The following is a 21,930-nucleotide window of genomic DNA, read 5'->3' as shown; positions in this document are numbered from 1 at the left end:
CCCGCCCGCGAACGCCCCAGTCGTATGACCACTGTTCGGACGAGTCCGGTAAAGAACTTACGAGGGTAACGAAATCGGAGAAATACTTTTACATCGTTGCCGACACGGGTTCGTATGGAGTACGACGACCCGAAGCGCGGCCGCGAGGTCGCCGACCGCGTCCGGGAGTTCGTCGAGGAGGAGGTGGTTCCGGTCGAGCGCGAGCACCTCGGTTCCGGACCGGTCCCCGAGGCGGCAATCGACCGACTCCGCGAGCGAGCGCGCGAGTACGACGTGTACGCGCCGCAGGTCCCCGAAGAGTACGACGGCATGGGGATGGACTTCCGGGAGCTCCTCCCGGTCTTCGAGGCGGCCGGGCGAAGTCTGCTGGGCCCGACCGCCCTGCGAGTGGACGCCCCGGACGAGGGCAACATGCACACCCTCGAACTCGTGGGCACCGACGAGCAGAAAGAACGCTGGCTCGGCCCGCTCGCCCGCGGGGAGATCCGGTCGGGGTTCTCGATGACCGAACCCATGCAGGGCGCGGGCTCGGACCCGAAGATGATCCGCACGAGCGCCCAAAAAGACGGCGACGAGTGGGTTGTCGACGGTCACAAGTGGTGGACCACGCAGGGCAGCGAGGCCGACGTGCTGCTCGTGATGGCCCGCACCGACGTGGACGCCCACCCGTACGAGGGCTGCTCGATATTCCTCGTGCCCGCGGACGCGCCGGGCGTCGAGGTAGTCCGAGACATCCCCCACGTCGGCGGCGAGGTCACGGGGACCGGCCACGCCGAGATAACGTACGACGGGGTTCGGGTGACCGAGGAGAACCTGCTCGGCGACGAGAACGCGGGCTTCGCCATCGCCCAGCAGCGACTCGGCCCCGCGCGGCTGACCCACTGCATGCGCTTCGCCGGGATGGCCGAGCGCGCGCTCGACGTGGCGAAGGCGTACGCCAGCGAGCGCGAGGCGTTCGACGGACCGCTCGCGGACAAGCAGTCGATCCGGTTCGAGGTCGCCGAGGCCGAGACGCGCCTCCACGCGGTCCGGACGATGGTGCGCCACGCCGCCCGGCAGATCGCCGCAGGCGAGGAGGCCAGAATCGAGGTGGCGACGTGCAAGACCTTCGCCGCGAACGTCACGCAGGACGCCATCGACGCCGCGGTCCAGATCTGCGGGGGCAGCGGCATCGGCAAGGACCTCCCGCTCGCGGACTTCTACGAGAACGTCCGGCAGTTCCGCATCATCGACGGCGCGGACGAGGTCCACAAGCGCGTGATTGCGCGGAACGCCTTCGAGGACGTGGACCCGAGAGAGGTCGAGCACTTGACGCGGTACGAGGGATAGGGAACCGGTCGGCCGAAGTGAGATTACGAATGCTGTCCCTCAGCCATATTTATTAACATCGGGCAAGAATCAGGAACTCGTGTTAACAATGGGAACTTCACCGGCGAGACCGACCACGGAGGGAGCGGCGTGACGACCGAGCAGTTCGGCGTCGCCGACCGGACCGCCATCGTGACCGGCGCGAGTTCCGGCATCGGTCGGACCATCGCCGAGCGGTTCGCCGACGACGGCGCGGACGTGGTGGTCTGCTCGCGCGAGCAGGGCAACGTCGACCCGGTGGCGGAGGCCATCGAAGAGAGCGACCGCGACGGGTCGGCCCTCGCCGTGGAGTGCGACGTGACCGACCGCGACGCGGTGGAGGCGCTCGTCGACGCGACCGTCGAGGAGTTCGGCGGCGTCGACGTGCTGGTGAACAACGCGGGTGCGAGCTTCATGGCCCAGTTCGAGGACATCAGCGAGAACGGCTGGGAGACCATCGTGGACATCAACCTCCACGGCACGTTCCACTGCACGCAGGTCGCCGGCGAGCGCATGCGGGAGGACGGCGGCGGTGCGGTCATCAACCTCGCCAGCGTCGCCGGGCAACAGGGCGCGCCGCTCATGAGCCACTACGGCGCGGCCAAGGCGGGCGTCGTCAACCTCACGACCACGCTCGCGTATGAATGGGCAGGTGATGGGGTTCGGGTCAACTGCATCTCGCCGGGGTTCGTCGCCACGCCGGGCGTCGAGAGCCAGATGGGCGTCAGCGCCGAGAACATCGACCGCGAGGAGGTCCAGCGCCGGATCGGCACCACCGAGGAGATCGCCGATATCGCGCAGTTCCTCGCCAGCCCCGCGGCATCGTACGTCGTCGGCGAGACCATCACCGCGCAGGGCGTCCCGGACGTGATGGAGACACCGGACGTCTGAGCGACGCCGTCACGGTTGGCCGCGACGAGAGTCCCGAATTTCAAAGACCGACAGCGATTCATTACTTCTATAACACGCCGCGAGAAACGCGGCCGTCATGGACCGACGCGGACACTCGGGAGGGGAGCGATGAACCGGTCCGGAGCGGGCCTGCTCGCGGCGGTGGTCTTGCTCGGGGTCCTCGGAGTCGGGGCTCTCGCGGGGGGACTCGCTCCCGGCGACGCGTTCGAGGGGTTGCCTGACGAACCAGCGGGTTCCGGAAGGACGACTACCGCCACGGACTCGGGGACTCCCTCGGAGCCAACTGGGACTGCGACCGCCGCAGCTACGACCGCGACCGCTGGCGAGGACGCGGGCTACGACTTCGCCATCCAGCGCATCGAGAGTTGCGGGACCACCTGTCGAGACGTGACGGCTCGGCTGACCAACGTGGGGTCTGAGGCCCGCGAGGACGTTCGAGTAACGACGAGCCTGTACGCCGACGGGGACCTGCTCTGGCAGGGCAACGAGACAGTGGGGCGACTCGACGCGGGCGAGGCTCACACCTCCACGAAGCGCGTGAAACTGGGCTACGCGGACGGCGCGGCCATCCAGGGAAACGACGGCTACGTGACCATCATCACGGTGGTCCGGTCGGCCGACGGGACCGCTCGGTTCGAGGAGCGCCGGAAGGTGGCGTAGGTGAGATGCAGATCTCCGCGGTGGTCGATAGGTGAAGCCAAGAGGTGGTTTCGGCCGGTGGAACATCTGCGGTCCTGGTGGACTGAAAGGGCGAGGCGCGCTTGCGCGTCGAGGGCTTTTGAGAACGAGTACCCGATGCTACCCCTCTATCGGCAAGCAACAGTCACTCCAGAGAAGTCCCACAATCGGGACACTCCTCGTCCACGACGGTCACTTGCGCGTCGCACACCGGACAGAAGTCGAGGTAGCACGCGCGGTCGCCCATGACGGTCCTGGAATTCGTTGGCAGGGGGCAAAGAACTTGTCCCGGCTCCGTCGTGGATTTTCGAAACGCTTTTCTCTATCTTGGGCCACTTTGCGAGTGAGCCGCCTTAGCTCAGATTGGGAGAGCACTCGACTGAAGATCGAGCTGTCCCCCGTTCAAATCGGGGAGGCGGCATTTTCCTGCGAACCAGCGAGGGAGCGACGCGGCCGAGACCGTGGGCAGCGAAAGCGCCCGCACTGATAGGTGGGCGGCTATTACTCCGACGAGCACAGACACCCTGACCACACACTTTCGTATCCTGTCGAGACCAGTGGCTGTTCGACTGTGACCCAACACGTAGTGTAGCCTGCGAGGTCTGAGACGCGAAGTTACGTGCACCGTGGGATTTACACGCTCGCCGCGAAACAACGGGGACGTCACATACGAATGGATGGTGAAACAAATATTTTTGAGCCGTTGGCGGACGTGGTTGATGCCCTCCCAGGAGCCGTCGGAATTCAGGCAGACGGCAGGTTCGTTTCGGTCTCGTCGGAGCTGGCGTCGATGCTCGGCAGCGAGACTGACACGCTAATCGGGGAGCCGTGGCAGACCGCGTTCGACGACGAGGAGAGCAAACGTTTGGCGGCGGCGTTCGAACGAACTCGCGCCGAGGGCCGATGGGAGGGCCGGGTTCGGGCCACCAGTGGAACTCGACTCGAACTCACAGTATCGGTGACCGACACCGGCAAGCTCGTCTGGAGTGCTACCGAAGCGGAAGACGACCAGTTTCAGGGAGCCCCCCGCGAGACAGAATTTACTACGGACCCCAGTCTCGCCACTGGACTCCTCGACGAGATGAATGCCGTTGTGTTCACACTCGATCACGAGGGCCGACTGGACCGATGGAACGGGGCACTTTCGGACCGAACCGGCTACGACCACGCCGATCTCGACGGGATGCCGTTCGAGACGTTGGTTCCGACTGATCACCACGCCCGGCTCGCACGACTACAGACTGAAGACCAGGAGGTCGAACTCGACTTGTGTACCGTGGACGGCGAGCGTCTCACACAGGAAGTCCAGGAAACGAACGTGCGTCTGGACACTGGTGAGACCGTTCGGTGTCTCGTCTGCTACGACATCACCGACCGCATCGAGGATATCAAATGGTACGAAACGATTCTGGAGATGGTCGTCGACGGCGTCTACACGCTCGACGAGAATCTCGAGTTCACATACGTCAACGAGGAGATGTGCAACATCTTCGAGCGACCGGCCTCGGAACTGCTCGGGACGGACCCGCGAACGCTGTTCGTCGACGAGAGTCAGATGGCGATGGCTGCGGATATACGCGAGCGGGTGATCGAGGGAGACCTGACGACGGCGACCGTCGAGGCACTCACCGAGACGGCCAGCGGTGAGCGAATCGAACTCGAATCGAACTATCGGTTACGTCACGAACCGGAGGATGGTGAGTTTCCCGGGAGCGTGGGAATCATCAGGGACGTCACGGAGCGCAACCGACGCGAGCGAACGCTCGAACGACAGCGCAACGAACTCGAAACGCTGGATCGCATCACGCAACTCCTGCTCGAAACCACCCGGGAGTCGCTCAAAACTGCCAGTCGGGATACCGTCGAGCAGACGGTCTGTGAGCAGCTCTTAGCGTCCGATCTCTATCAGTTCGCCTGGATTGGCGGTCGCGAGTTTGACGGCGACCACATCGTCCCTCGGGTGAGAGCCGGTGACGACCGAGGGTATCTCGATGCGGTGACCGGTACCGACGACTTCGAGCAGTGGCCGGAGAACCGGGCACTCCGGAGCCAGTCGGTCACAGTCACTACCCCCGGCGACGAACCCGGCGAAGCTTGGCCGGAGGTGGCAGGCGACCGAGGCTTCGAAGCGATCATGGCGGTTCCGCTTCGGGACGGTGACGCAGTGTACGGGGTGCTCGTGGTCTATGCTACTCACGAGGGGGCCTTCGGTGACCGCGCTCAGGCCGGATTCGAAGTCCTCGGTCGCGCGGTCGGTTCCGTAATCTACGCCGCGAACAACCGCGAGCTACTGTTTGCCGATACCGTGGTCGAACTCGGATTTCGGATTCCCGGTTCCGACTCTCTGTTGGCCCGGATAGCGACCGAGTTCGACTGTTCGATTACGCTCGACGGGTACGTCTCGGCCGGGGACCAATGGATTTTGTATCTGTCTACCGACGAGCCAGTACTCGACAGTATCGTGGACGAACTGGACGAAGAACCGCGGGTCGAACGCGCACGAGTCATCCGGCTGGACGATGACAGCGGCCGCCTCGAACTCGTCATGTCCTCGTCGCCGCTTCTCGACACGGTCACCAGTGTTGGGGCAACCGTACGCGACGCGTCCGGAGACACCACTGATGTCCGTCTGACGATCGAAGCCCCTACCGACACCAACATTCGTGATATCGTCGCCCACGTCCAAACCGAGTACGACGGGGCCGAACTCGTTTCGACCCGCGAGTACGACCGAGACGTGACGACAGTTGGTCGCCCGGGCGGCGTTCTCGACGAACTGACCGACAGACAACGCGAATCCGTGCAGGCAGCCTATCGAGCTGGATACTTCGACTGGCCGCGTGAGAGCACGGCTGAAGCGGTCGCCGAGTCGTTGAATATCGCCTCGCCGACGCTCCACGGCCACCTGCGCAAAGCCCAGCGAACGATCATATCGACCCTTATCGACGAGTGACGCTACACAAATAGTGTCTGTTACTTTATCTCCCCGTTGCGACTCGTCAGTGTGGACTATCACAGCACTTCCGAAGTCTCCGAGGAGCGCCGTCTCGAACAGCGCTACTACCGATTGCACGGAGTGACCCATGAGTAAGCGATCCCACCGGCGGCAATTTCTCCAAGGGCTGGGGGCGGTCGCTGTCTCACTCGGTGTCGCTGGCTGTAGTGGTAGTGACGACAGTGATGCCGACCCGGATACAGATGAGAGTGAGGGCGACGGGACGATTGACTCGACAGTGACCGAAGAGACGGCGTCGGCTAACGAGTCAGAATCGACCGAAACGGAGACGGAAGCGGACGGGTCCGAATCGGCGGACACGGAAACCGAGCAACCGGAGGATACACCGGAAGAGAGTCAACTCCCGACGTACACGTTCTCCGAGGGCGAGTCGTACACGTACGACACGACCTTCGGTGACGGGGAAAGCGAAGAAACGTGGACCGTCACCTCGGTCGACGGTGACGACGTCACGGTCGAACGAAAGACGGTTGCTAATGGGGAGTCGCACACACAGTCCATCTCGGGCACGCACAGCAGTATTTTCGACGAAGTCGAGAAGGCACGTGACATCAACTACTTCCCGCTGATTCGAGCAGCACTTATTTACGGACAGCGAGGTGACCTGAGCGCTGGAAACACCTTCACTGTCCGAAGCACGGGCGAAAACGAGGATTGGGAAACTGCAACCGTCGACGTCGCTGGAGAAACGACAGTAGACGGTGTTACGTGTACCGAATTCACAGTGAACCCGGAGTCAGTCGATCAGGCGCAGACGATCTGCCTCGCGGATGGCTACCCGTTTGCAGTGTCGCTAGTGTTCGAACAGGGTGGTGAGGTGCTCATCGAGATGATGCTCACGGATCACGAGCGGTGACAATGACCGATGGAATCATCTCGTTCACCGTCCGAGGTCTAAAGGCGAGGGTGTTGAAACTGATCGTCGGGACCCCGTTCCTGCTTGTCGGCGTGGTGCTGGTCGGGGCTGGTCTGACTGCCTCGGATATCGCTCGAGTCGTCCTTCTCGCAATCGGCAGTGTACTCGGTTTCGTGGGCTGCGCGGCCTACTACGGGGCGGTTCGAAGTGACGAATTCACGGTGACCCTCGGCGATGGATCCGGACAGCAGGACGGGGGTGCGTGAGGTCAAGTCAGCATCCCGATATATTTCGGCGGCGAGTCCACAGACAGCCACCGTTCGTCCGGTCCGGTGAGTCGCCGTCGCGTCCCCTCGCGTGCCGAGGAACTGCCATTTTCCATAACGCATTAGCCGGACGAAACATACCCGATTAAACCCGGAGCATACACGCGTAGCGTCCCGCTTGCAGCAGTCCCTCGTTCCAACTCGACGCGTGGTCGCCGACGAGGGACGTGCGATTCAAAACTCGACGTCGTGGGCAGTGATGGTCGTGCCACACGAGTAGAGCCCCTGTCCGTTGGCTGTGACAGACAGCGGTTCTTCCTGTGGAGTACCACCCTGTGCGAGGACCTCACCCGATTCCGGGTCGAGCGCGAGATAGTGGTCCGGGTGCCGAAGGACGATTGCGTCGCCGGTCGAGGTCAGACGGGTGAGAGAATCGAGACCCTCTTCAGTCGTCCAGGCCACCGCTTCGGCGGTAGGGTCGACCGCGTGGAGGGTTCCGCCCTGATGCATTTGAAACGCCAGCCCTCCGGCGGAGACGATCCCCTGGGAGCTCAGTTCCGTGTCGGCCGAGACGTCGGTCCGGTCGCCGGTCTCGATGTCTATCAGGGTGAACACGTCCTCGTTCGGTGCCACTAGCGTCCCGTCGATGACGGTCGTGTCGAACAGTTCGAGATCAGGGAGCGTCCAACGCTGTTCGCTACCAGTGTCGACGCTCAGATCGTGACCGACCACCCCGGCGTTGTCGCTAGAATCCCAGCGGCCGACGACGACGTAATCACCTTCGCCGTCGACCCACTTGACCCCCGGTACCTCCGTGAGGCTCCCGTAGAGCCCCCCGTCAGGCGTCATGACATAAAGGCCGTCGTCGAAGCTCTGATACTCGTGTGGGATGATGACGTAGTCCGACAGCGCGAGCATCGGGAGTCGGTCCGATGCCCCCTGGCGTTGCCCGGCCTTTTCGCCGTTTGCCTGATCGACCGCGTACACCGTTCCCGGACCCGTGTTTGCCGAGTGATGGAGAAAGACGTGGGTGTCGCTGACCGCCAGTGCGTCGATGTCACCACCGTCGGAGAACTCCCAACTGAGCGTGCCCTCTTCCGTGTCGATTCCGTACAGGACGTTCTCGACCGCGACGGCCAGAAAGTCAGCGCCAGTCGCAGTTGTGTACTGGTCCGCACTCGGGGAGTCCTCCAGCAACTCCGTCTCCCAGAGTGTCTCGAATCCGGACGGGGGAGAGTCCTCGTCCGTACCTTCGCTAGTCGTACCACCAGTGGCGTCGTCAGCGGTCGTGACGTCGCTGTCATCGGTCTCCGTGTCGCCGCCGTCGTCCTCTGAATCAGCTGTGTCACTGTCACCCGAACAGCCGGCGAGGGACGCGAATCCCGTCGTCGCCATGAGTTGGAGTGCCCGTCGCCGATCTATCGTTCGATTAGCCATGGAGGGAAGTCGAAGAAGCCACTGTTAAAATACGAGACTACGTGATTAGCGTCGCTGGGACAGTGGTGACTGCTGCACACCCCGTGTTACGGATGACGGAGAGTGTTTTAGCATCAGACTTCCACATTCGACCGTACTCCCTGGCCCTTCGACGGACGTAGAAACCAGGTGTCGATAGCCAGCAGCATCGCGAACGTCCGGATGCTGGGGACTATATTATCGACAGTATCCTTCTGCTGACGACCGAAACGAGCGCCAGTTGTGTACTGTGCGGTCCGAGCGAATCTGAGCCCCGGGAAGTCAACCGCACCGAACAGAGCGAGCCACATACCCGGACCATCTTGGCCGAGGGTCCCGGTCCGGGGGCATTTTCCTGTCACGCTCCTTCCGTCGTCAGAATCACCGACAGTCGTCGTGAACGATCTCGTTGTTCTCGTTCGGGCCGCGCGACTGGCCCGGCCGAATGGGGTCGCCGCAGACCGCACAGCGCAGTTCCGCCTCCTCGTGGGTCGTCTCGATATCGAGCGAGCCCGCCAATTCGGTCGACTCCCCAGTCGCGGCGTACCCGAGCGCGAGCGCGCCGACGCCCGCAAGCGCGCCCCGGAGTCGCTTGCCCTTCCGGAGCGAGGCGAACGCGACGAGCGCCAGCGCGACTGCGAGGACGGTGCGGACGAGCGAATCGCGGCCATCGCGGTTCTCGGCGAGGTCCATACTACAGCATGACGCTCCGGACTCTTGTAGTTCATCCCTCGCGATACGTCTGGGTGTGCGGTGGTCGACTCCCCGTGGGTACTCCCGAGATTTCCTGACGCGAAAAAACGACCGTGCTTCTGCGGCGGGGTGGAGAGCGGCCCCGTGACGCGCTACCCGACCGTGAACGAGATGGTGTGTCGGTTCCAGAGGTCGTCCGACCCGAGGTTGTTGTTGATCTCGGCCTTGAAGTCGACGTCGTAGATGTACATGCCGTCGGGTGCGCCGCCGTCGTCACCGGCGCGCGGGAACTTCGGATAGAAGTCGACGGCGAAGTTCGCGGTGTCGGGGTGGGTTTCGAGTTCGCCGTTCCACGCGGCCGTGAAGGCGGCGTTCTTGTTCCCCTTCCACGAGTTCTGTGAGATCGACGGACCGCTGTCCGGCGACACGCCGAACGGACTCGGAACGCTGATCGGGCTGAACCGGTCCATCAGGTTCGACCACACGAGGTCGAGGCCGTACTCGAGTACGTCGGAACTACCCTCCTCGCGCGTGTGGTCGTCGCCCGTCCGGTACGGATGGATCCCGTCGTAACGACGGAACTCCGGCGCGTAGTCTTCGTCGGGAACGAGAACCGGTGTGACTTCGACAGAGACGTCTTCGAGTACGGTTATCATGCCGTTCTCGGTCGACGACAGCGGGAACGAGGCGCTCGCGCTGAACCGGGGCTCGTCCACGGCGCTCTGGAACGAGTCGAACCCGGTGACCGTCGAGACCATACCTCCGAGTTCCCCGTCGTCGATTTCGGCAGCCTCTGTGTAGGTGTCCCAGTCGGTCGGGTCTCTGGTGGCTGACGCGACCCCACCGAAACCGCCGACGACTCCGAGGCCGGCCGTCGATACGCCGAGCGTTCGAAGGAGCGAACGTCGTGACTGTTGCATGTTGCACTCGTTATTCTTCCCCCTAGAATATAATTTTATCTTCTAGGAATAGAAATTATACGGTGCGGATTATAACAGGGTAGGGATTGTATCCGTCGGGGACAATCAACGGTGTCGGCCGGATTCGCACTCGATGCGTAGCACCACCGAAATCGAACAACGAAACGAACAGTAGCGATCTCCGGATCGGGGCGTCTCGACAGGGTAGCGAGAAAACGAACGCGACGAAAGCGGTTCGTCCGGCCGGACGGCGAAGATTTTTACCTCGGATTTCGCTAGGAAGAGGTGATGGAGTCCCCGTTCGAAGTCCTCTCGGTCGACCCCGACGCCGACGACGAGGCGGTCGAGCAAGCCTACAGGGAGCGGGTGAAGGAAGCCCATCCCGACCAGGGCGGCTCGGTCGAGGAGTTCCGTGCGGTCCGGCGAGCCTACGAGCGCATCGAAGCCGGCGATCAGGAGAACGGGGCGGAGGTGGAGCCGAGTGCGAGGGGCGAAACAGCGAGCGGGGCAACTGGCGCGTCGAAGAGCGCCGACGCGACGCCGGGGAGGACGAACGACACCGCACCCGGCCAGAACGAGAGCGGGACAGCGCGCGCCGGGGCGCACGAGCGGGCGCAGAACCGCGGGCGGGCGCGCAACCGCGAACGCGAGCGCGAGCAGTCCGACCCCGCGAGCCAGCGGATCACCTCCGAAGTCACGTACCTCGACTACGACGTGCTCGCGGACTTCGGGTGGGAGGCCGACGACGAGGACCTCTTCGAGAAGGCGGCCAGCGCGGACCTCGACCAGGAGGACTACGGCCGGTTCGAGGTCCAGCCCGGCGAGTCGCTCCTCGAAGCGGCCGAGGATTACGGCTTCGCGTGGCCGTTCGCCTGCCGCGGCGGGGCGTGTGCCAACTGCGCGATCAAGCTCGTCGACGGCGAGCTGTCGATGCCGGCCAGTCACGTCCTTCCGGACGGCCTGATGGCCGAGGGTATCCGGCTGTCCTGCAACGGAATCCCCATCACGCGCGAGCTGAAGGTGCTGTTCAACGTCAAGCACATGCCGGACCTGGAGGAGTTGCTGTTGCCGCCGGACCCGTTCGAGCACCGGTACGCCGACGATTGAAGTCAGGTCGAGGACGTGCGCGGCCGCCACGAGGAGTTACAGCGAGTCCGCGACGGAATCTACGGCCCGTCTAGTTCGGCCATTCTGTTCGAACTCGAACCGCATCTCGGCCCCACTCGCGCGAAGTCGAACCAGTTAACTACCCTCTGTCTGAACGGAAGTGTCATGAAAGCAGGGGTACTCGGGATCGTCCGCGACGACTTCGAGGTCGTGGACTCCTTCTCGGACACGGTCGAGAGCGACGGTCACGAACTCGAACGCGTGCTCGACGTGCGCAGGGTCTTCTCGCTGCCGACCGGCCACGTCGCGTTCGAGGGTCGCGCCGCGGTCGAGCGCGTGGTCGACAGCACCACCACGGAACTCGACTTCGGCGAGGTCCGCGTCGAGGAGGGGTCGGCGACCGAGACGCGCGTGACGGAGATCGGCGGCGTCCCCGGCGAGTTCGTCGTCGCCGGGAGCGGCAAGGGCACGTTCGCGTTCGATCTGGTGACCCACGACACCGGGGCCGACATCGAGCGCGCGAGCCTCGACCTCGACGCTTTCCTCGACGAGCAGGACGACGCCGAGCCGTGGCGCGCGGGCTTCTACGGCAACGACGGCAACTGCGAGAACGGCGTGCTCCACGGCACGGACCTGCTCGACGACCCCGAGGTCGGCGCGATGCTGGACGATGCACAGCTCAACCAGCTCGGTCTCGACTGCACGTACGGCGACCACGACGTGAAACTGACCGCGTCCGAGAGCGGCTACGTCGAGATCTATCGGCCGAGCACGTTCGACTCCGAGGAGTACCTCCAGTATCTGCTCGAAGAAGTCGTCCCCCACGCGGAGTGACGGAACGGTTCCGCATGGAGCATCATTGCCCGAGTGGACCGTCACTAGGCGAGAGTCGGTCGAAACGAGTCGACGGCCGTCTTTTCTCGCTGACTCCCGAGTGTTGGACTCCCCTAACTCAGTCGTCCGCGAGCGACCCGGTCGCCGGACGCTGCGCGTCGTCGGCCGGCGACGTGGCGGTGTGGTACGCCATCAGGAGCATCGCGACGATGAGACAGAGGCCCCAGAGGAACGCGGTCGGGTGGAGGAAGGTGAGTTCGAACCCGGCCGCGAGCCACACCGTGAGCGGGAGACACCACTGTCCCACGACGTAGAGTCCGGTAACCGCCGACCGGAGCCGCCCCTCGACCGCGAGCGAGTCGACCGCGAACCCCATCACGATCGCGAGGATTGACAGCACGCCAAGGTGGGCGTGGCCGCCGACCATCCAGGCCGGTACGGCGTCACCGGACGCGACGAGGACGTTCTGGTACATTCCCACGACCATCATGGTGGCGAGACCGAGGAAGCCGGACGTTTTGAGGACGCGTGACATGGTAGTAGGCACCGATTAACGACTGTTAATAATTTTGGTACTCACTCGGATCTGTCAGGTGATGGCTCATGATAACGTTTGACTCGGAAGCCTTATCCCTGCGGCGCTACTCGATACGACTGCAATGGCGAAAGGTACGGTTGATTTCTTCAACGACACGGGCGGCTACGGTTTCATCGACACTGAGGACGAGGACGAGGACGTTTTCTTCCACATGGAAGACGTTGGCGGCCCGGACCTCGAAGAGGGACAGGAAGTCGAGTTCGACATCGAGCAGGCGGACAAGGGTCCGCGGGCGACCAACGTCACCCGACTCTAAGTCGAGCTTCCAACTAACTAACTTATTTATTTCGAGCGACTAGCGACGGCATCGGTCGAGCGCCCCGGATAGCTGGAAACGAGCCCCTAGCATGACTGGACGCCGATACCTGCAGTACACCGGGAACGTCCGAGACGGTTACGCGTTCTCCCAGAAGAGTTCGAACAACTGACCGAACGTCGTCCGTAACTGCGAACTCTGGGTCGCCATCGCCACCCACCGTTCCTCCTGTTCGCTGAGCCACGCGATGAGTACGCGCTGGTCGTCGAAGAGGTAAATTCGCCCTTCGATGTCCTCGGCGTGGCGGACGTCGGCCCACTCTTGTGCGGTCTCGAGCACCACGTCACTGACCCCGTCGATGGGTGTGATCATGCGGATGTCGACGCCGTGCTCGTTGCGGTCCCTGAGAACCTCCTTGTGGTTGCTTACGATTCGGTCGAAGCTACCGCCCTTGGTGATCATCCGGATCTCGTCGTTGGAGGCTGCACAGTACTGACCGAACTGCTTGAGGATGTAGTTCCGACCCTTGTACGACCAGAACACGTCTATCTCGTCGGTCTGGCGGTACTGGAACTGCTCGCCCTCCAGTTCGTCGAGAAACTCTTCGCCGATCTTCCGACTCTGATCGAGTTCTTCCTCGAGGTTCGATCGCTTGTGCTGGACGTACTGGTTGATGGCGAGTTCCGGCTCTATCGGACCGAACTTCTTCGGACGACCGGGCTGAACAGTGACGAACCCCTTCGATTCGAGCGACTCCAGCACGTCGTACACCCGCGACTGCGGGATGTCGACCGCCTCGGAGATCTCCTTTGCGGTGGTCATCCCGCTCTGGAGCACGCCGAGGTAGGCTCTGGCCTCGTATTCCGACAATCCCATCTCGTGGAGGTAGATCGCGAAGTCGTCGGCGAGTGACGTCCCCATCTCTTGGATGGTCATTCGTTTATCCCTTTATAGGTATTTCGACTGTTTTCCTAAATATCGTATATTTCAGGCCGCTTGTGTTCTAGAGAAGGCAACTCTCTCCGAACAGTGTCCTGATAGTCGAAGTCGAGGTCGGCGGTAATTACGCCGACCGTGTCGCTGGCCTTCGCGACCACGTTCCCCCACGGGTCGGCGACGAGCGACCGGCCGAAGCTCGGGACGCCGTTGGGCTTGTCGCCGATCTGTCCGGGCGCGACCACGTACGACTGAGTCTCGATGGCCCGGGCGCGGAGCAGCGACTGCCAGTGGTCCTTGCCCGTGTGCTTCGTGAACGCGGCTGGAAGGACGATGACGTCGGCTCCGCGGTTGGCGAGGCTGCTGAACAGTTCGGGGAACCGGAGGTCGTAACAGATGCCCAGTCCGACCGTCGCGAAGTCGGTGTCGACCGTGACGACATCCTCGCCGGGGACCACGCGCGCGGACTCCTGGGTGACCACGTCGTCGCCGATCTCCACGTCGAAGAGGTGAATCTTCCGATACTGGGCCTCCTGCTCGCCGTCCGGCCCGAACACCACGGTCGTGTTGTGAACTTTGTCGTCTTCGTCGGCGACCTCGAACATGCTCCCGCCGTGGACCCACATGTCGTGTTCGCTCGCCTTCTCGGAGAGCTTCTCGGTCACTGGCCCGGGGATCTCCTCGGCGGCTCCGCGGTACTCGTCCTTGTCGCCCATGAAGGTGAACATCTCGGGCAGCGCGGCCATGTCTGCGCCCGCCTCGGCGGCCTCGTCGAGCAGCGACAGCGCCGACTCGACGTTGGCCCCTTTATCGTTTTTCGAATCCATCTGGCAGACCGCGACTCTTGGCTTGGCCATAGGGTGTGATACCAATCTCCACATAAAATACGTAATTCACTACCGAGGAGTGGTCGTAAACGGTCTTGTGTCGTGAATTGCCTTGCCATGACATGGTCATCAACGACCTCGAGCGCCCGGACGAGGAACTCCTCGAACGACTCGAATCGATATCGCCGAACGACGTGGGCCACCACCTCCACTTCGGCTTCCCGTCGGCCGAACTCTCGTACATGGACACCGGCCCGTCGGGCCCGCTGAAGGTCGCCGGTCCCGCGGTGACGGTCCGCATCCCGCCGGAGGACTCCACGATGGTCCACAAGGCCACCGAAGTCGCCGAGGAGGGCGACGTCATCGTGGTAGACATGCAGGGCCACACCGAACACGCGCCGTGGGGCGAGATGACCACGCGCGGGGCGATGGCCAGCGGGGCCGCCGCTGCGGTCATCGACGGCTCTATCACCGACTCGCGGGACATCGACGAGCTGAACTTCCCGGTGTTCGCACGCGGGCGCTCGGCGCGGACGACGCGACTCCACGGCCGCGGCGGCGACATCAACGTCCCCGTGCAGGTCGGCGGTACCGTGGTCGAACCCGGCGACGTCGCGCTGATGAACGAGGACGGCGTCCTGTTCGTCCCGCCCGAGGAGGCCGAGCGCGCGCTCGAACACGGCCTCGAAGCGCTCGACAGCGAGTCCGAGACGATCGAGCGCATCGAGAACGGCGAGTCGGTCGCCGACATCTCGGCCGCGAACGACCTCGTCGAGGAGATGGAGGACGACTGAGGATGACGTCGATCAGCCTCGACGCCATCGGCAAGCGCTTCGGCGACGTACAGGCAGTCGACGACATCGACGCCGACATCCAGAACGGCGAGTTCATCAGCATCGTCGGCCCGAGCGGGTGTGGCAAGACCACGACGCTTCGCATCATCGCCGGTCTCGAAGAGGCGACCAGCGGGAAGATCATGTTCGGCAACGACGACGTGACCGACGAGCCGCCGAACAAGCGCAACGTGGGGATGGTGTTCCAGAACCTCGCGCTCTACCCGCATATGTCGGTCCGGAACAACATGGAGTTCGGGCTGAAGATCAACGGCATTTCCGAAGAGGAGCGAACCGACCGCGTGGTCGACGCCGCTGAGATGCTCGACATCGCGGAGCTGCTCGACCGGAACCCGGGCGAACTCTCGGGCGGGCAGCAGCAGCGCGTCGCCATCGGCCGGACCACCGTGCTCGACCCCGACGTGTTCCTGCTCGACGAACCGCTCGCCAGCCTCGACGCGAAGCTCCGGGTCGAGATCCGCGAGGAACTTCAGGAGCTCCACCGCCAGATCGGCGTGACGACGGTGTACGTCACCCACGATCAGGAGCAGGCGATGACGATGAGCGACCGCATCGTCGTGATGAACGACGGCGAGATCCAGCAGTTCGCACCGCCAGAGGAGGTGTACAACGACCCGAACAACGAATTCGTCGGCCACTTCATCGGCACGCCGTCGATGAACTTCTTCGACGTGGAGCTCGTCGGCGAGGGCGAGGACCTCCGGGCCGACCTCGGCTTCGCGGAGGTCCCCATCGACCCGAGCGAAGCCGACCGCTCCCTGTCGGCGGGCGAGACGCTCCGACTCGGCATCCGCCCTGAGCATCTCGACCTCGTAGACGACGACCCCGAGGGCTTCGAGGCGTACGTGAAGTTCGTCGAGCCGACGGGCAAGGACAAGATCGTCCACCTCGACGTGGGCGACGAGGCGTTCAAGGCCATCGTGCCCGGCGACGTGAGCATCGGCGACGACGAGTCCCGGAACGTCACGGTCCGCTCCGAGCAGGTCCTCCTGTTCGACGCGGACTCCGGCGAGTGCATCTACTGAGGTAGTCGCCGTACTGCGGCTCGCGCGCGTTTTCTCGTGCTCGCGAGTGGTTTTCGCGGGTGGTTTCGAGTTCTCGGCTGTGAGCTATCGCTGGATGTTCTCGCGGAGCTACGCATTCAGTAACTTCTCGTGAACGCTTCTCTCCCGGAACTTCTCTTGAAGCAGTTCCCCCGGCACTCTCGATCTGCTTCTCCCTCGGCACTCTCGAATCGCTTCTCTCTCGGCGCTGCGGTCGGTGCGACGGGTAACGCGCGCGGGGGACGAGTAAGCGTGGTCCGAAATCGGAGGTGTTCGTCACTGCGCGGGACGGCGGCCCGCGAGGTCGACGGGAGCGCCGCTCCCGTCCGATCCCAGCAATCTCCGATTGCTGGAGACAACGGAGCGAAGCGGAGGCCGAGGCTTGCGAGACGCCGCAGGCGTCTCGCTGCTCTGCGAACTGCGTTCGCGGACAACGCAGACGGCTGGGGAGGTTCGAGGCTGCGGTGCTGTTGCGGTGCGGTTGCGGCTATGCTCAAGCTGAAGCTAGCTTCACGATTTCATCTACTCTTTTCTCGACGAGTCGGAGCTAGCTATCGCTTGAGCCGAGGCGTGACCGCACAGCACCGCAACCGCGACCGTATCCGCACAGCACCGCAACCGCGGCCCTCACACCTCCCCAGCCTCTTGCGCTTCTCGCCCTCCACTCGGTTCCGGGCTGCGATGCTCGTCCACCGGCGGACAAACCGCGTCCGCCGAGCCTGCAGTCGTCGTCCGAGAGAGCTTCGCTCTCTCGTGATCACGAAAATCTCCGATTTTCGAACGACTTCGCTCCTGCAGACCTCGCGCGCTTGGGCGCGGCCACGAGAGGCCGCGACAGCACGCGCCGGAGTGGAGAGCAAAACTGGGCGTACGCCGATTCAGAAGGCCACATCAGCTGCATCAAGGCAAGCGTGAGAATCAGCGTTCGCTCGGCGAATCCACTCCGGAGTATCGGACGCGAGAAGCGTGAGAAAACCGAGAGAGTCCCCGACGACTACAGCGTGCTGACGGCGAAGCCCTCCAGCAGGTAGTCGTAGAGGAAGAAGATGAGCACCATCGGCGGGAGGCTCATGATCATCACGCCGCCGAGGATGAGCCCCCAGTTGGTCGTCGACATACCGATGAGGCTGGCGATGCCGATGGGGAGCGTCGAGAGTGCGTTCTTGTTCATCAGCAGGAGCGCGAAGAAGTACTCCTTCCACGACAGCGCCATCACGAAGATGACGGTCGCGACGATGCCCGGCAGCGACAGCGGCAGGATGATCTTCCGGATGATGGTGATCCTGCCAGCGCCGACGAGTCGCGCCGACTCGACGATGGCGGGCGAGATGTCGTTGAAGAACACCCGGAGCAACATCAGCGCGAACGGGAGCGCGAACGCCGTGTGCGTCAGCGCGAGTCCGAGCCGGGAGTTGGTGAGCCCGAGCTGCGAGAAGATGACGAACAGCGGGATGCCCAGCAGCACGAGCGGGAACATGTAGATGATGGTGCTGAGGTTGGTGACGTACTGCCTGCCCTTGAACTCGTAGCGCGTGACCGCGTACGCGGCGGGCGTGGCGATGCTCAGCGTGAACACCATCGCGAGCACGGCCACCACGAGGCTGTTGACGAAGTACTGGGTGAACTCGGTCGTCTCCAGCAGCAGCCGGTAGTTGTCGAGCGTGATGTTCGACGGGATGAGCTGGGGCGGCCACGAGAACAGCTCTTGGGACGGTCGGACCGACGACAGCACGCCCCATACCATCGGAATCATCAGCAGGACCGTCATGCCGATGACCAGCCCGTAGGTCGTCACGCGTTCGAGGTAGTGTCGCTGGCGGAGAGTGAGGTCGAACATTATGCGCTCGCCTCCCCGAACGAACGGAAGTAGATGGTGGTTCCGGCCGCGAGCACCACGAAGGTGAGGAAGGCGACCGCGGTGCCCTCACCGAGGCGGAGCCCGTCGAACGCGATGCGGTAGGCCATGATCGGGAGCGTCTCGGTCGCGTTGCCCGGTCCGCCCTGGGTCCCGAGCCAGATGATGTCGAACAGGTTGAACGTCCACAGCATCCGGAGCAGGATGGCGACGAACAGCACGCTCTTGAGCTGTGGGAGCGTGATCGAGACGAACTGACGGGTGCGCGAGGCCCCCATCAGGTCGGCGGCCTCGTAGTACTCGTCGGGAATCGTCTGGAGCTTCGCCAGCACCAACATGCAGACGAACGGATACAGCGCCCACCCGCTGATGAGGATGAGCATCGGCATCGCGTACGTGGAACTGCTGAACCACGCGATGGGTTGGTTGACGAGGCCGAGTTCGATGAACACGTAGTTGGCCGCGCCGTTCAGTCCGTTGAACAGCCACCGGAACACCAGTACGATCCCCACGATGGGGATCATGTACGGCGAGAGGACGAGCCCCGTCACGAACCGCTCGCCGAAGAACGAACGGTTGAGCACGAGCGCGGTGCCCACGCCGACGACCACGGTCACGGCGACCGAACCGACGGTGTAGACGATGCCGTTCTCCAGCGCGCCCCAGAACCGATCGGAGTTTAGCGTGTCGACGTACTGCTGCGCGCCGGCCCAGACCGGATCCGTCGCGAACAGGCTGACTTCTTGGAGGCTGAACACGAACCCGCGGAGGATGGGGTACAGGTACAGCACCATCAGCAGCACTGCGAGGGGCAGGACCAGCAGGAGCCCCATCTGGTTCTCGCTGAGATTGTCGAGCTTGTTCTTGGCCTGCGCTAACGCGCCAGTCGACGTCGCCGACGTTTGCTCGCTGACCTCTGACATGTGATTACTTGTATTCCTCGCGCATGCGGTCGGCCCACTTGGTCGCAGCGTCCATCGGGTCCATGTCTTCGAGCACCGCGTCCTGTGCCGCGCCGACGACCATGGTCTCGCTCAGCGCGCGACCGGTGATCGGGTTGACCGTTTCGGGGTTCTCGTTGACCGCGATGATGCGGCCGTAGTCCTCCGCGATGCCGACGAGGTCCCGGTAGAGGTCCTCGTACTCCTGCATGGTGTCGTTCTCCCACATCGCGTCCTCCTCGAGGACGCCCTTGACCATCGGAATCTTGGCGGTGGGGTTCGCGGTCAGCATGCGAGTGACGTTCTCGCGCTCGGTGATGTACTTGACCAGCCGCTTTGCAACTTTGGGATGCTCGGTCTCGCTGCTGACGCCGTACCCGGTCCCGGTCATCCGTGCGACCGGCTCGTTGCCCTTCGGAGCCGGAACGTGGGTGACCTGCACGTCGCCCTTCAGGTCGGGGTTGTAGCTCTCGATGTCGGCGGCCACCTGATTGGTGGAGTACCACGTCATCGCGTACTGGCCCTGGTACAGCGGCGGGCGCATGTCCGGGATCGAGGAGTTGTGCGCGCTCGTCGGACTGTACTGGTCCATGTCCTTGACGAACTGGAGCGCCTCGGCGGTCTCCTGGGAGTCGAACACGATGTCGCCGTCGGGGTTGACGACGCCACCGCCGTTCATCATGGTGAGCATCATCGGCCAGACGCCGTGGAAGTGGTTGCTCCCGAGGAAGACGGGATGGCCGTACTGGTTCTTGCTGGTGTTGGTCAGCTTCTCGGCCGCGGTCATGTACTGCTCCCAGTTGTCGAACGGGGGCATCGGCGCGCCCGCCTCCTCGAACATGTCGACCCGGTAGTTCAGCTTGATGACCGAGCCGTAGTGCGGGGCGAAGTAGTGGTCACCGTCGAGTTTGAACATGGCCTTCTCGTTCCAGTAGTCGACCCCGCGGTCGTCGACCACGTCGTTGATCGGCTGGAGCAGCCCTTCCTGGGCCGCGGTCACGTTGTTACCGGGCGACGCGAGATTCATCACGTCCCACGGCTCGCCGGCGGCCTGAGCCTGCGCGGCCTGCTGGGGCGCGTCGGCGAAGTCGACGCGGTTGTACTCGACTTCGACGTTGCCCTCTTGTTCCTCGAACTCGCTGAAGATCTCCTCGAAGACCTTCTGGACCGGCTCGTACGCCGAGTTGATGACGCGGATGGTCTTCGTGCCGCTACTGCCTGTCGTGGCGTTCCCGTTGCCCGTTGTCTCGCCGCTGCCGCCACCGCCGTCGCCGCCATCGCCGCCATCGCCGTCACCGCCACCGCCGAGACATCCCGCGAGTGCGACGACGGTCCCCGCACCCGTCGCCTCCAGGAAGCGACGGCGTGTTCTATTGGTCGAACTACTCCCGCTCGTTGACTGTTTGGTATCGCCAGCCATGACAGTTTCTCACTGAATATGCTATATAGGAGTTCTTCACCATAGAGCAGTGGTAAACGACCTTCCAGCCGTTGTCAAGCCGCAAACAAGCCTCGTAGCCGCCCAGAGCGAGCTATTTACTCGGTTTTCTGTTCTCTATTCGCTGATTCGGGCGGGGGATTCAGTCGACGAGCGAGCGGCCACCACGCTCGCCGAGCCGCCTCACGCGTCGAGTCGCTTCACGTCCTCGTCCGAGAGGTCGAGCCCGGACGCCGCCACGTTCTCCTCCAGATGGTCGACGCTCGACGTGCCCGGAATCGGGAGCGTCACGGGCGAGCGCTCGAGGAGCCACGCCAGGGCGACCTGTCGCGGGGTCGCGCCGTGGTCGTCGGCCACAGACGCCAACGCCTCGCCCGTCTCCCCGAGGTCGCCGCCGCCGATGGGGAAGTACGGGATGAAGCCTACGCCGGCGTCCTCGCAGGCCTCGAGCACGTCCTCGTGCTCGCGGTTGCCGACGTTGTACTCGTTCTGGACGGTCGCCACCTCGACGTGGTCGCGGGCGGTCTCGAACTGCTCGACGTCCACGTTGCTGATGCCCACGTGGTCGACCAGCCCATCGTCTTGCAACTCGCCGAAAGTGGTCACGGCCTCCTCGAAGTCGGCGTCGACGTTCGGGGAGTGAAGCTGGTAGAGGTCGATGCTGTCGACCCCGAGGCGGTCGAGGCTGCAGAGTACCTGATTCCGGAAGAAGTCCGGCCCGCCGTGGGGTATCCACTCGCCCCCGCGGTTCCGGAGGAGTCCGGCCTTCGTCGCCACCACCGCGTCGTCAGGGTCGAGCACCTCGCCGATGATGCGCTCGCTCACGCCCGGGCCGTACGAGTCGGCGGTGTCGACGAAGTCGACGCCCAGTTCGACCGCGCGCCGGAGCACCTCGCGGGCCTCCTCGGGGTCGTCGGGCCTGCCGACGATGTTCTCCCCGGTGAGCCGCATCGCGCCGTAGCCGAGTCGGTTCACCGTGAGTTCACCGCCGATGTCGAACGTGCCGCTCTCGTTTTCGTTGACTTCGACCATGCCGTTGGTGTCTCGCGGACCCCAATAGTCGTTCCGGCGACACCGGGCCTCACAAACGCATCATCG

The 21,930-nt window shown here is 63.7% G+C and carries 22 protein-coding genes and 1 tRNA gene; 12 read left to right on the top strand and 11 right to left on the bottom strand.

Going from position 1 to position 21,930, the window contains the following annotated elements; genetic code table 11:
• Positions 1-114: 114 nt before the first annotated feature.
• From DPQ64_RS12990 to DPQ64_RS12980, 3 genes are all read left to right on the top strand, one after another.
• Positions 115-1,329 (top strand): acyl-CoA dehydrogenase family protein, encoded by a 1,215-nt coding sequence (locus DPQ64_RS12990; protein WP_115864754.1) that lies wholly within the window; start codon positions 115-117, stop codon positions 1,327-1,329.
• A 129-nt stretch (positions 1,330-1,458) separates the two neighbouring features.
• A complete protein-coding gene (locus DPQ64_RS12985; protein ID WP_115864753.1) occupies positions 1,459-2,238 on the top strand; it encodes an SDR family NAD(P)-dependent oxidoreductase in 780 nt (259 codons plus the stop codon).
• A 129-nt stretch (positions 2,239-2,367) separates the two neighbouring features.
• Complete coding sequence (locus DPQ64_RS12980; protein ID WP_115864752.1) at positions 2,368-2,919, top strand: hypothetical protein; 552 nt, start codon at positions 2,368-2,370, stop codon at positions 2,917-2,919.
• Positions 2,920-3,082: 163 nt separating this feature from the next.
• Here DPQ64_RS12980 and DPQ64_RS19635 read toward each other — a convergent pair whose 3' ends face one another.
• On the bottom strand, positions 3,083-3,184 hold the full coding sequence (locus tag DPQ64_RS19635) for a DUF2089 domain-containing protein (protein WP_232820573.1): 102 nt from the start codon (positions 3,182-3,184) through the stop codon (positions 3,083-3,085).
• A gap of 100 nt (positions 3,185-3,284) precedes the next feature.
• On the opposite strand from DPQ64_RS19635, the gene DPQ64_RS12975 reads away from it, so the two are divergent.
• From DPQ64_RS12975 to DPQ64_RS12960, 4 genes are all read left to right on the top strand, one after another.
• Positions 3,285-3,358: transfer RNA gene (locus tag DPQ64_RS12975), tRNA-Phe, on the top strand.
• Positions 3,359-3,610: 252 nt separating this feature from the next.
• Positions 3,611-5,890 (top strand): bacterio-opsin activator domain-containing protein, encoded by a 2,280-nt coding sequence (locus DPQ64_RS12970; RefSeq protein WP_115864751.1) that lies wholly within the window; start codon positions 3,611-3,613, stop codon positions 5,888-5,890.
• Positions 5,891-6,020: 130 nt separating this feature from the next.
• On the top strand, positions 6,021-6,809 hold the full coding sequence (locus DPQ64_RS12965) for a twin-arginine translocation signal domain-containing protein (protein WP_115864750.1): 789 nt from the start codon (positions 6,021-6,023) through the stop codon (positions 6,807-6,809).
• A gap of 2 nt (positions 6,810-6,811) precedes the next feature.
• Positions 6,812-7,075 carry a hypothetical protein gene (locus tag DPQ64_RS12960; protein ID WP_115864749.1) on the top strand — a complete coding sequence of 88 codons (264 nt, stop codon included), beginning with the start codon at positions 6,812-6,814 and terminating at the stop codon, positions 7,073-7,075.
• A gap of 234 nt (positions 7,076-7,309) precedes the next feature.
• Here the strand turns inward: DPQ64_RS12960 and DPQ64_RS12955 are convergent, their stop codons facing one another.
• The 3 genes from DPQ64_RS12955 to DPQ64_RS12945 all read right to left on the bottom strand — a co-directional run bounded on the left by DPQ64_RS12955 (position 7,310) and on the right by DPQ64_RS12945 (position 10,143).
• Complete coding sequence (locus tag DPQ64_RS12955; RefSeq protein ID WP_115864748.1) at positions 7,310-8,512, bottom strand: outer membrane protein assembly factor BamB family protein; 1,203 nt, start codon at positions 8,510-8,512, stop codon at positions 7,310-7,312.
• Positions 8,513-8,911: 399 nt separating this feature from the next.
• Positions 8,912-9,223, bottom strand: coding sequence for a DUF2892 domain-containing protein (locus tag DPQ64_RS12950; protein ID WP_115864747.1), 312 nt, complete (start codon positions 9,221-9,223; stop codon positions 8,912-8,914).
• A 152-nt stretch (positions 9,224-9,375) separates the two neighbouring features.
• Complete coding sequence (locus DPQ64_RS12945; protein WP_115864746.1) at positions 9,376-10,143, bottom strand: hypothetical protein; 768 nt, start codon at positions 10,141-10,143, stop codon at positions 9,376-9,378.
• Positions 10,144-10,431: 288 nt separating this feature from the next.
• Here DPQ64_RS12945 and fer point away from each other — a divergent pair, with 288 nt between their 5' ends.
• Positions 10,432-11,250: a ferredoxin Fer gene (gene fer / locus DPQ64_RS12940; protein WP_115864745.1), complete on the top strand. Its 819-nt coding sequence runs from the start codon at positions 10,432-10,434 to the stop codon at positions 11,248-11,250.
• 165 nt (positions 11,251-11,415) lie between these two features.
• Positions 11,416-12,084: a hypothetical protein gene (locus tag DPQ64_RS12935; RefSeq protein ID WP_157971699.1), complete on the top strand. Its 669-nt coding sequence runs from the start codon at positions 11,416-11,418 to the stop codon at positions 12,082-12,084.
• A 118-nt stretch (positions 12,085-12,202) separates the two neighbouring features.
• On the opposite strand, the gene DPQ64_RS12930 is transcribed toward DPQ64_RS12935, so the two are convergent.
• The gene (locus DPQ64_RS12930; protein WP_115864743.1) at positions 12,203-12,619 is read right to left on the bottom strand and encodes a hypothetical protein; all 417 of its coding nucleotides are present in this window, start codon (positions 12,617-12,619) and stop codon (positions 12,203-12,205) included.
• 124 nt (positions 12,620-12,743) lie between these two features.
• On the opposite strand from DPQ64_RS12930, the gene DPQ64_RS12925 reads away from it, so the two are divergent.
• Positions 12,744-12,938: a cold-shock protein gene (locus tag DPQ64_RS12925; RefSeq protein ID WP_115864742.1), complete on the top strand. Its 195-nt coding sequence runs from the start codon at positions 12,744-12,746 to the stop codon at positions 12,936-12,938.
• Positions 12,939-13,076: 138 nt separating this feature from the next.
• Here the strand turns inward: DPQ64_RS12925 and DPQ64_RS12920 are convergent, their stop codons facing one another.
• The gene (locus DPQ64_RS12920) at positions 13,077-13,874 is read right to left on the bottom strand and encodes a TrmB family transcriptional regulator (RefSeq protein ID WP_115864741.1); all 798 of its coding nucleotides are present in this window, start codon (positions 13,872-13,874) and stop codon (positions 13,077-13,079) included.
• Between the two features lie 35 nt (positions 13,875-13,909).
• On the bottom strand, positions 13,910-14,731 hold the full coding sequence (locus DPQ64_RS12915) for a carbon-nitrogen hydrolase family protein (RefSeq protein WP_115864740.1): 822 nt from the start codon (positions 14,729-14,731) through the stop codon (positions 13,910-13,912).
• 92 nt (positions 14,732-14,823) lie between these two features.
• Here DPQ64_RS12915 and DPQ64_RS12910 point away from each other — a divergent pair, with 92 nt between their 5' ends.
• Positions 14,824-15,495 carry an RraA family protein gene (locus DPQ64_RS12910; RefSeq protein ID WP_115864739.1) on the top strand — a complete coding sequence of 224 codons (672 nt, stop codon included), beginning with the start codon at positions 14,824-14,826 and terminating at the stop codon, positions 15,493-15,495.
• 2 nt (positions 15,496-15,497) lie between these two features.
• Positions 15,498-16,580, top strand: a complete 1,083-nt coding sequence (locus DPQ64_RS12905; RefSeq protein ID WP_115864738.1) for an ABC transporter ATP-binding protein — start codon at positions 15,498-15,500, stop codon at positions 16,578-16,580.
• Between the two features lie 1,012 nt (positions 16,581-17,592).
• Here DPQ64_RS12905 and DPQ64_RS12900 read toward each other — a convergent pair.
• The 4 genes from DPQ64_RS12900 to DPQ64_RS12885 form a co-directional block, all read right to left on the bottom strand.
• Positions 17,593-18,435, bottom strand: coding sequence for a carbohydrate ABC transporter permease (locus DPQ64_RS12900; RefSeq protein ID WP_115864737.1), 843 nt, complete (start codon positions 18,433-18,435; stop codon positions 17,593-17,595).
• A complete protein-coding gene (locus DPQ64_RS12895) occupies positions 18,435-19,376 on the bottom strand; it encodes a carbohydrate ABC transporter permease (protein ID WP_115864736.1) in 942 nt (313 codons plus the stop codon). Before DPQ64_RS12895 ends, DPQ64_RS12900 begins: the two co-directional genes overlap by 1 nt.
• A 4-nt stretch (positions 19,377-19,380) precedes the next feature.
• The gene (locus tag DPQ64_RS12890; RefSeq protein WP_198662126.1) at positions 19,381-20,814 is read right to left on the bottom strand and encodes an extracellular solute-binding protein; all 1,434 of its coding nucleotides are present in this window, start codon (positions 20,812-20,814) and stop codon (positions 19,381-19,383) included.
• A 201-nt stretch (positions 20,815-21,015) separates the two neighbouring features.
• Positions 21,016-21,864 carry an aldo/keto reductase gene (locus DPQ64_RS12885; RefSeq protein ID WP_115864735.1) on the bottom strand — a complete coding sequence of 283 codons (849 nt, stop codon included), beginning with the start codon at positions 21,862-21,864 and terminating at the stop codon, positions 21,016-21,018.
• Between the last annotated feature and the right edge of the window lie 66 nt (positions 21,865-21,930).

The organism is Halorussus litoreus, from assembly GCF_003382685.1.
In the GTDB taxonomy this organism is placed as follows: domain Archaea; phylum Halobacteriota; class Halobacteria; order Halobacteriales; family Haladaptataceae; genus Halorussus; species Halorussus litoreus.
This window is presented reverse-complemented; position numbering and strand designations above follow the sequence as displayed.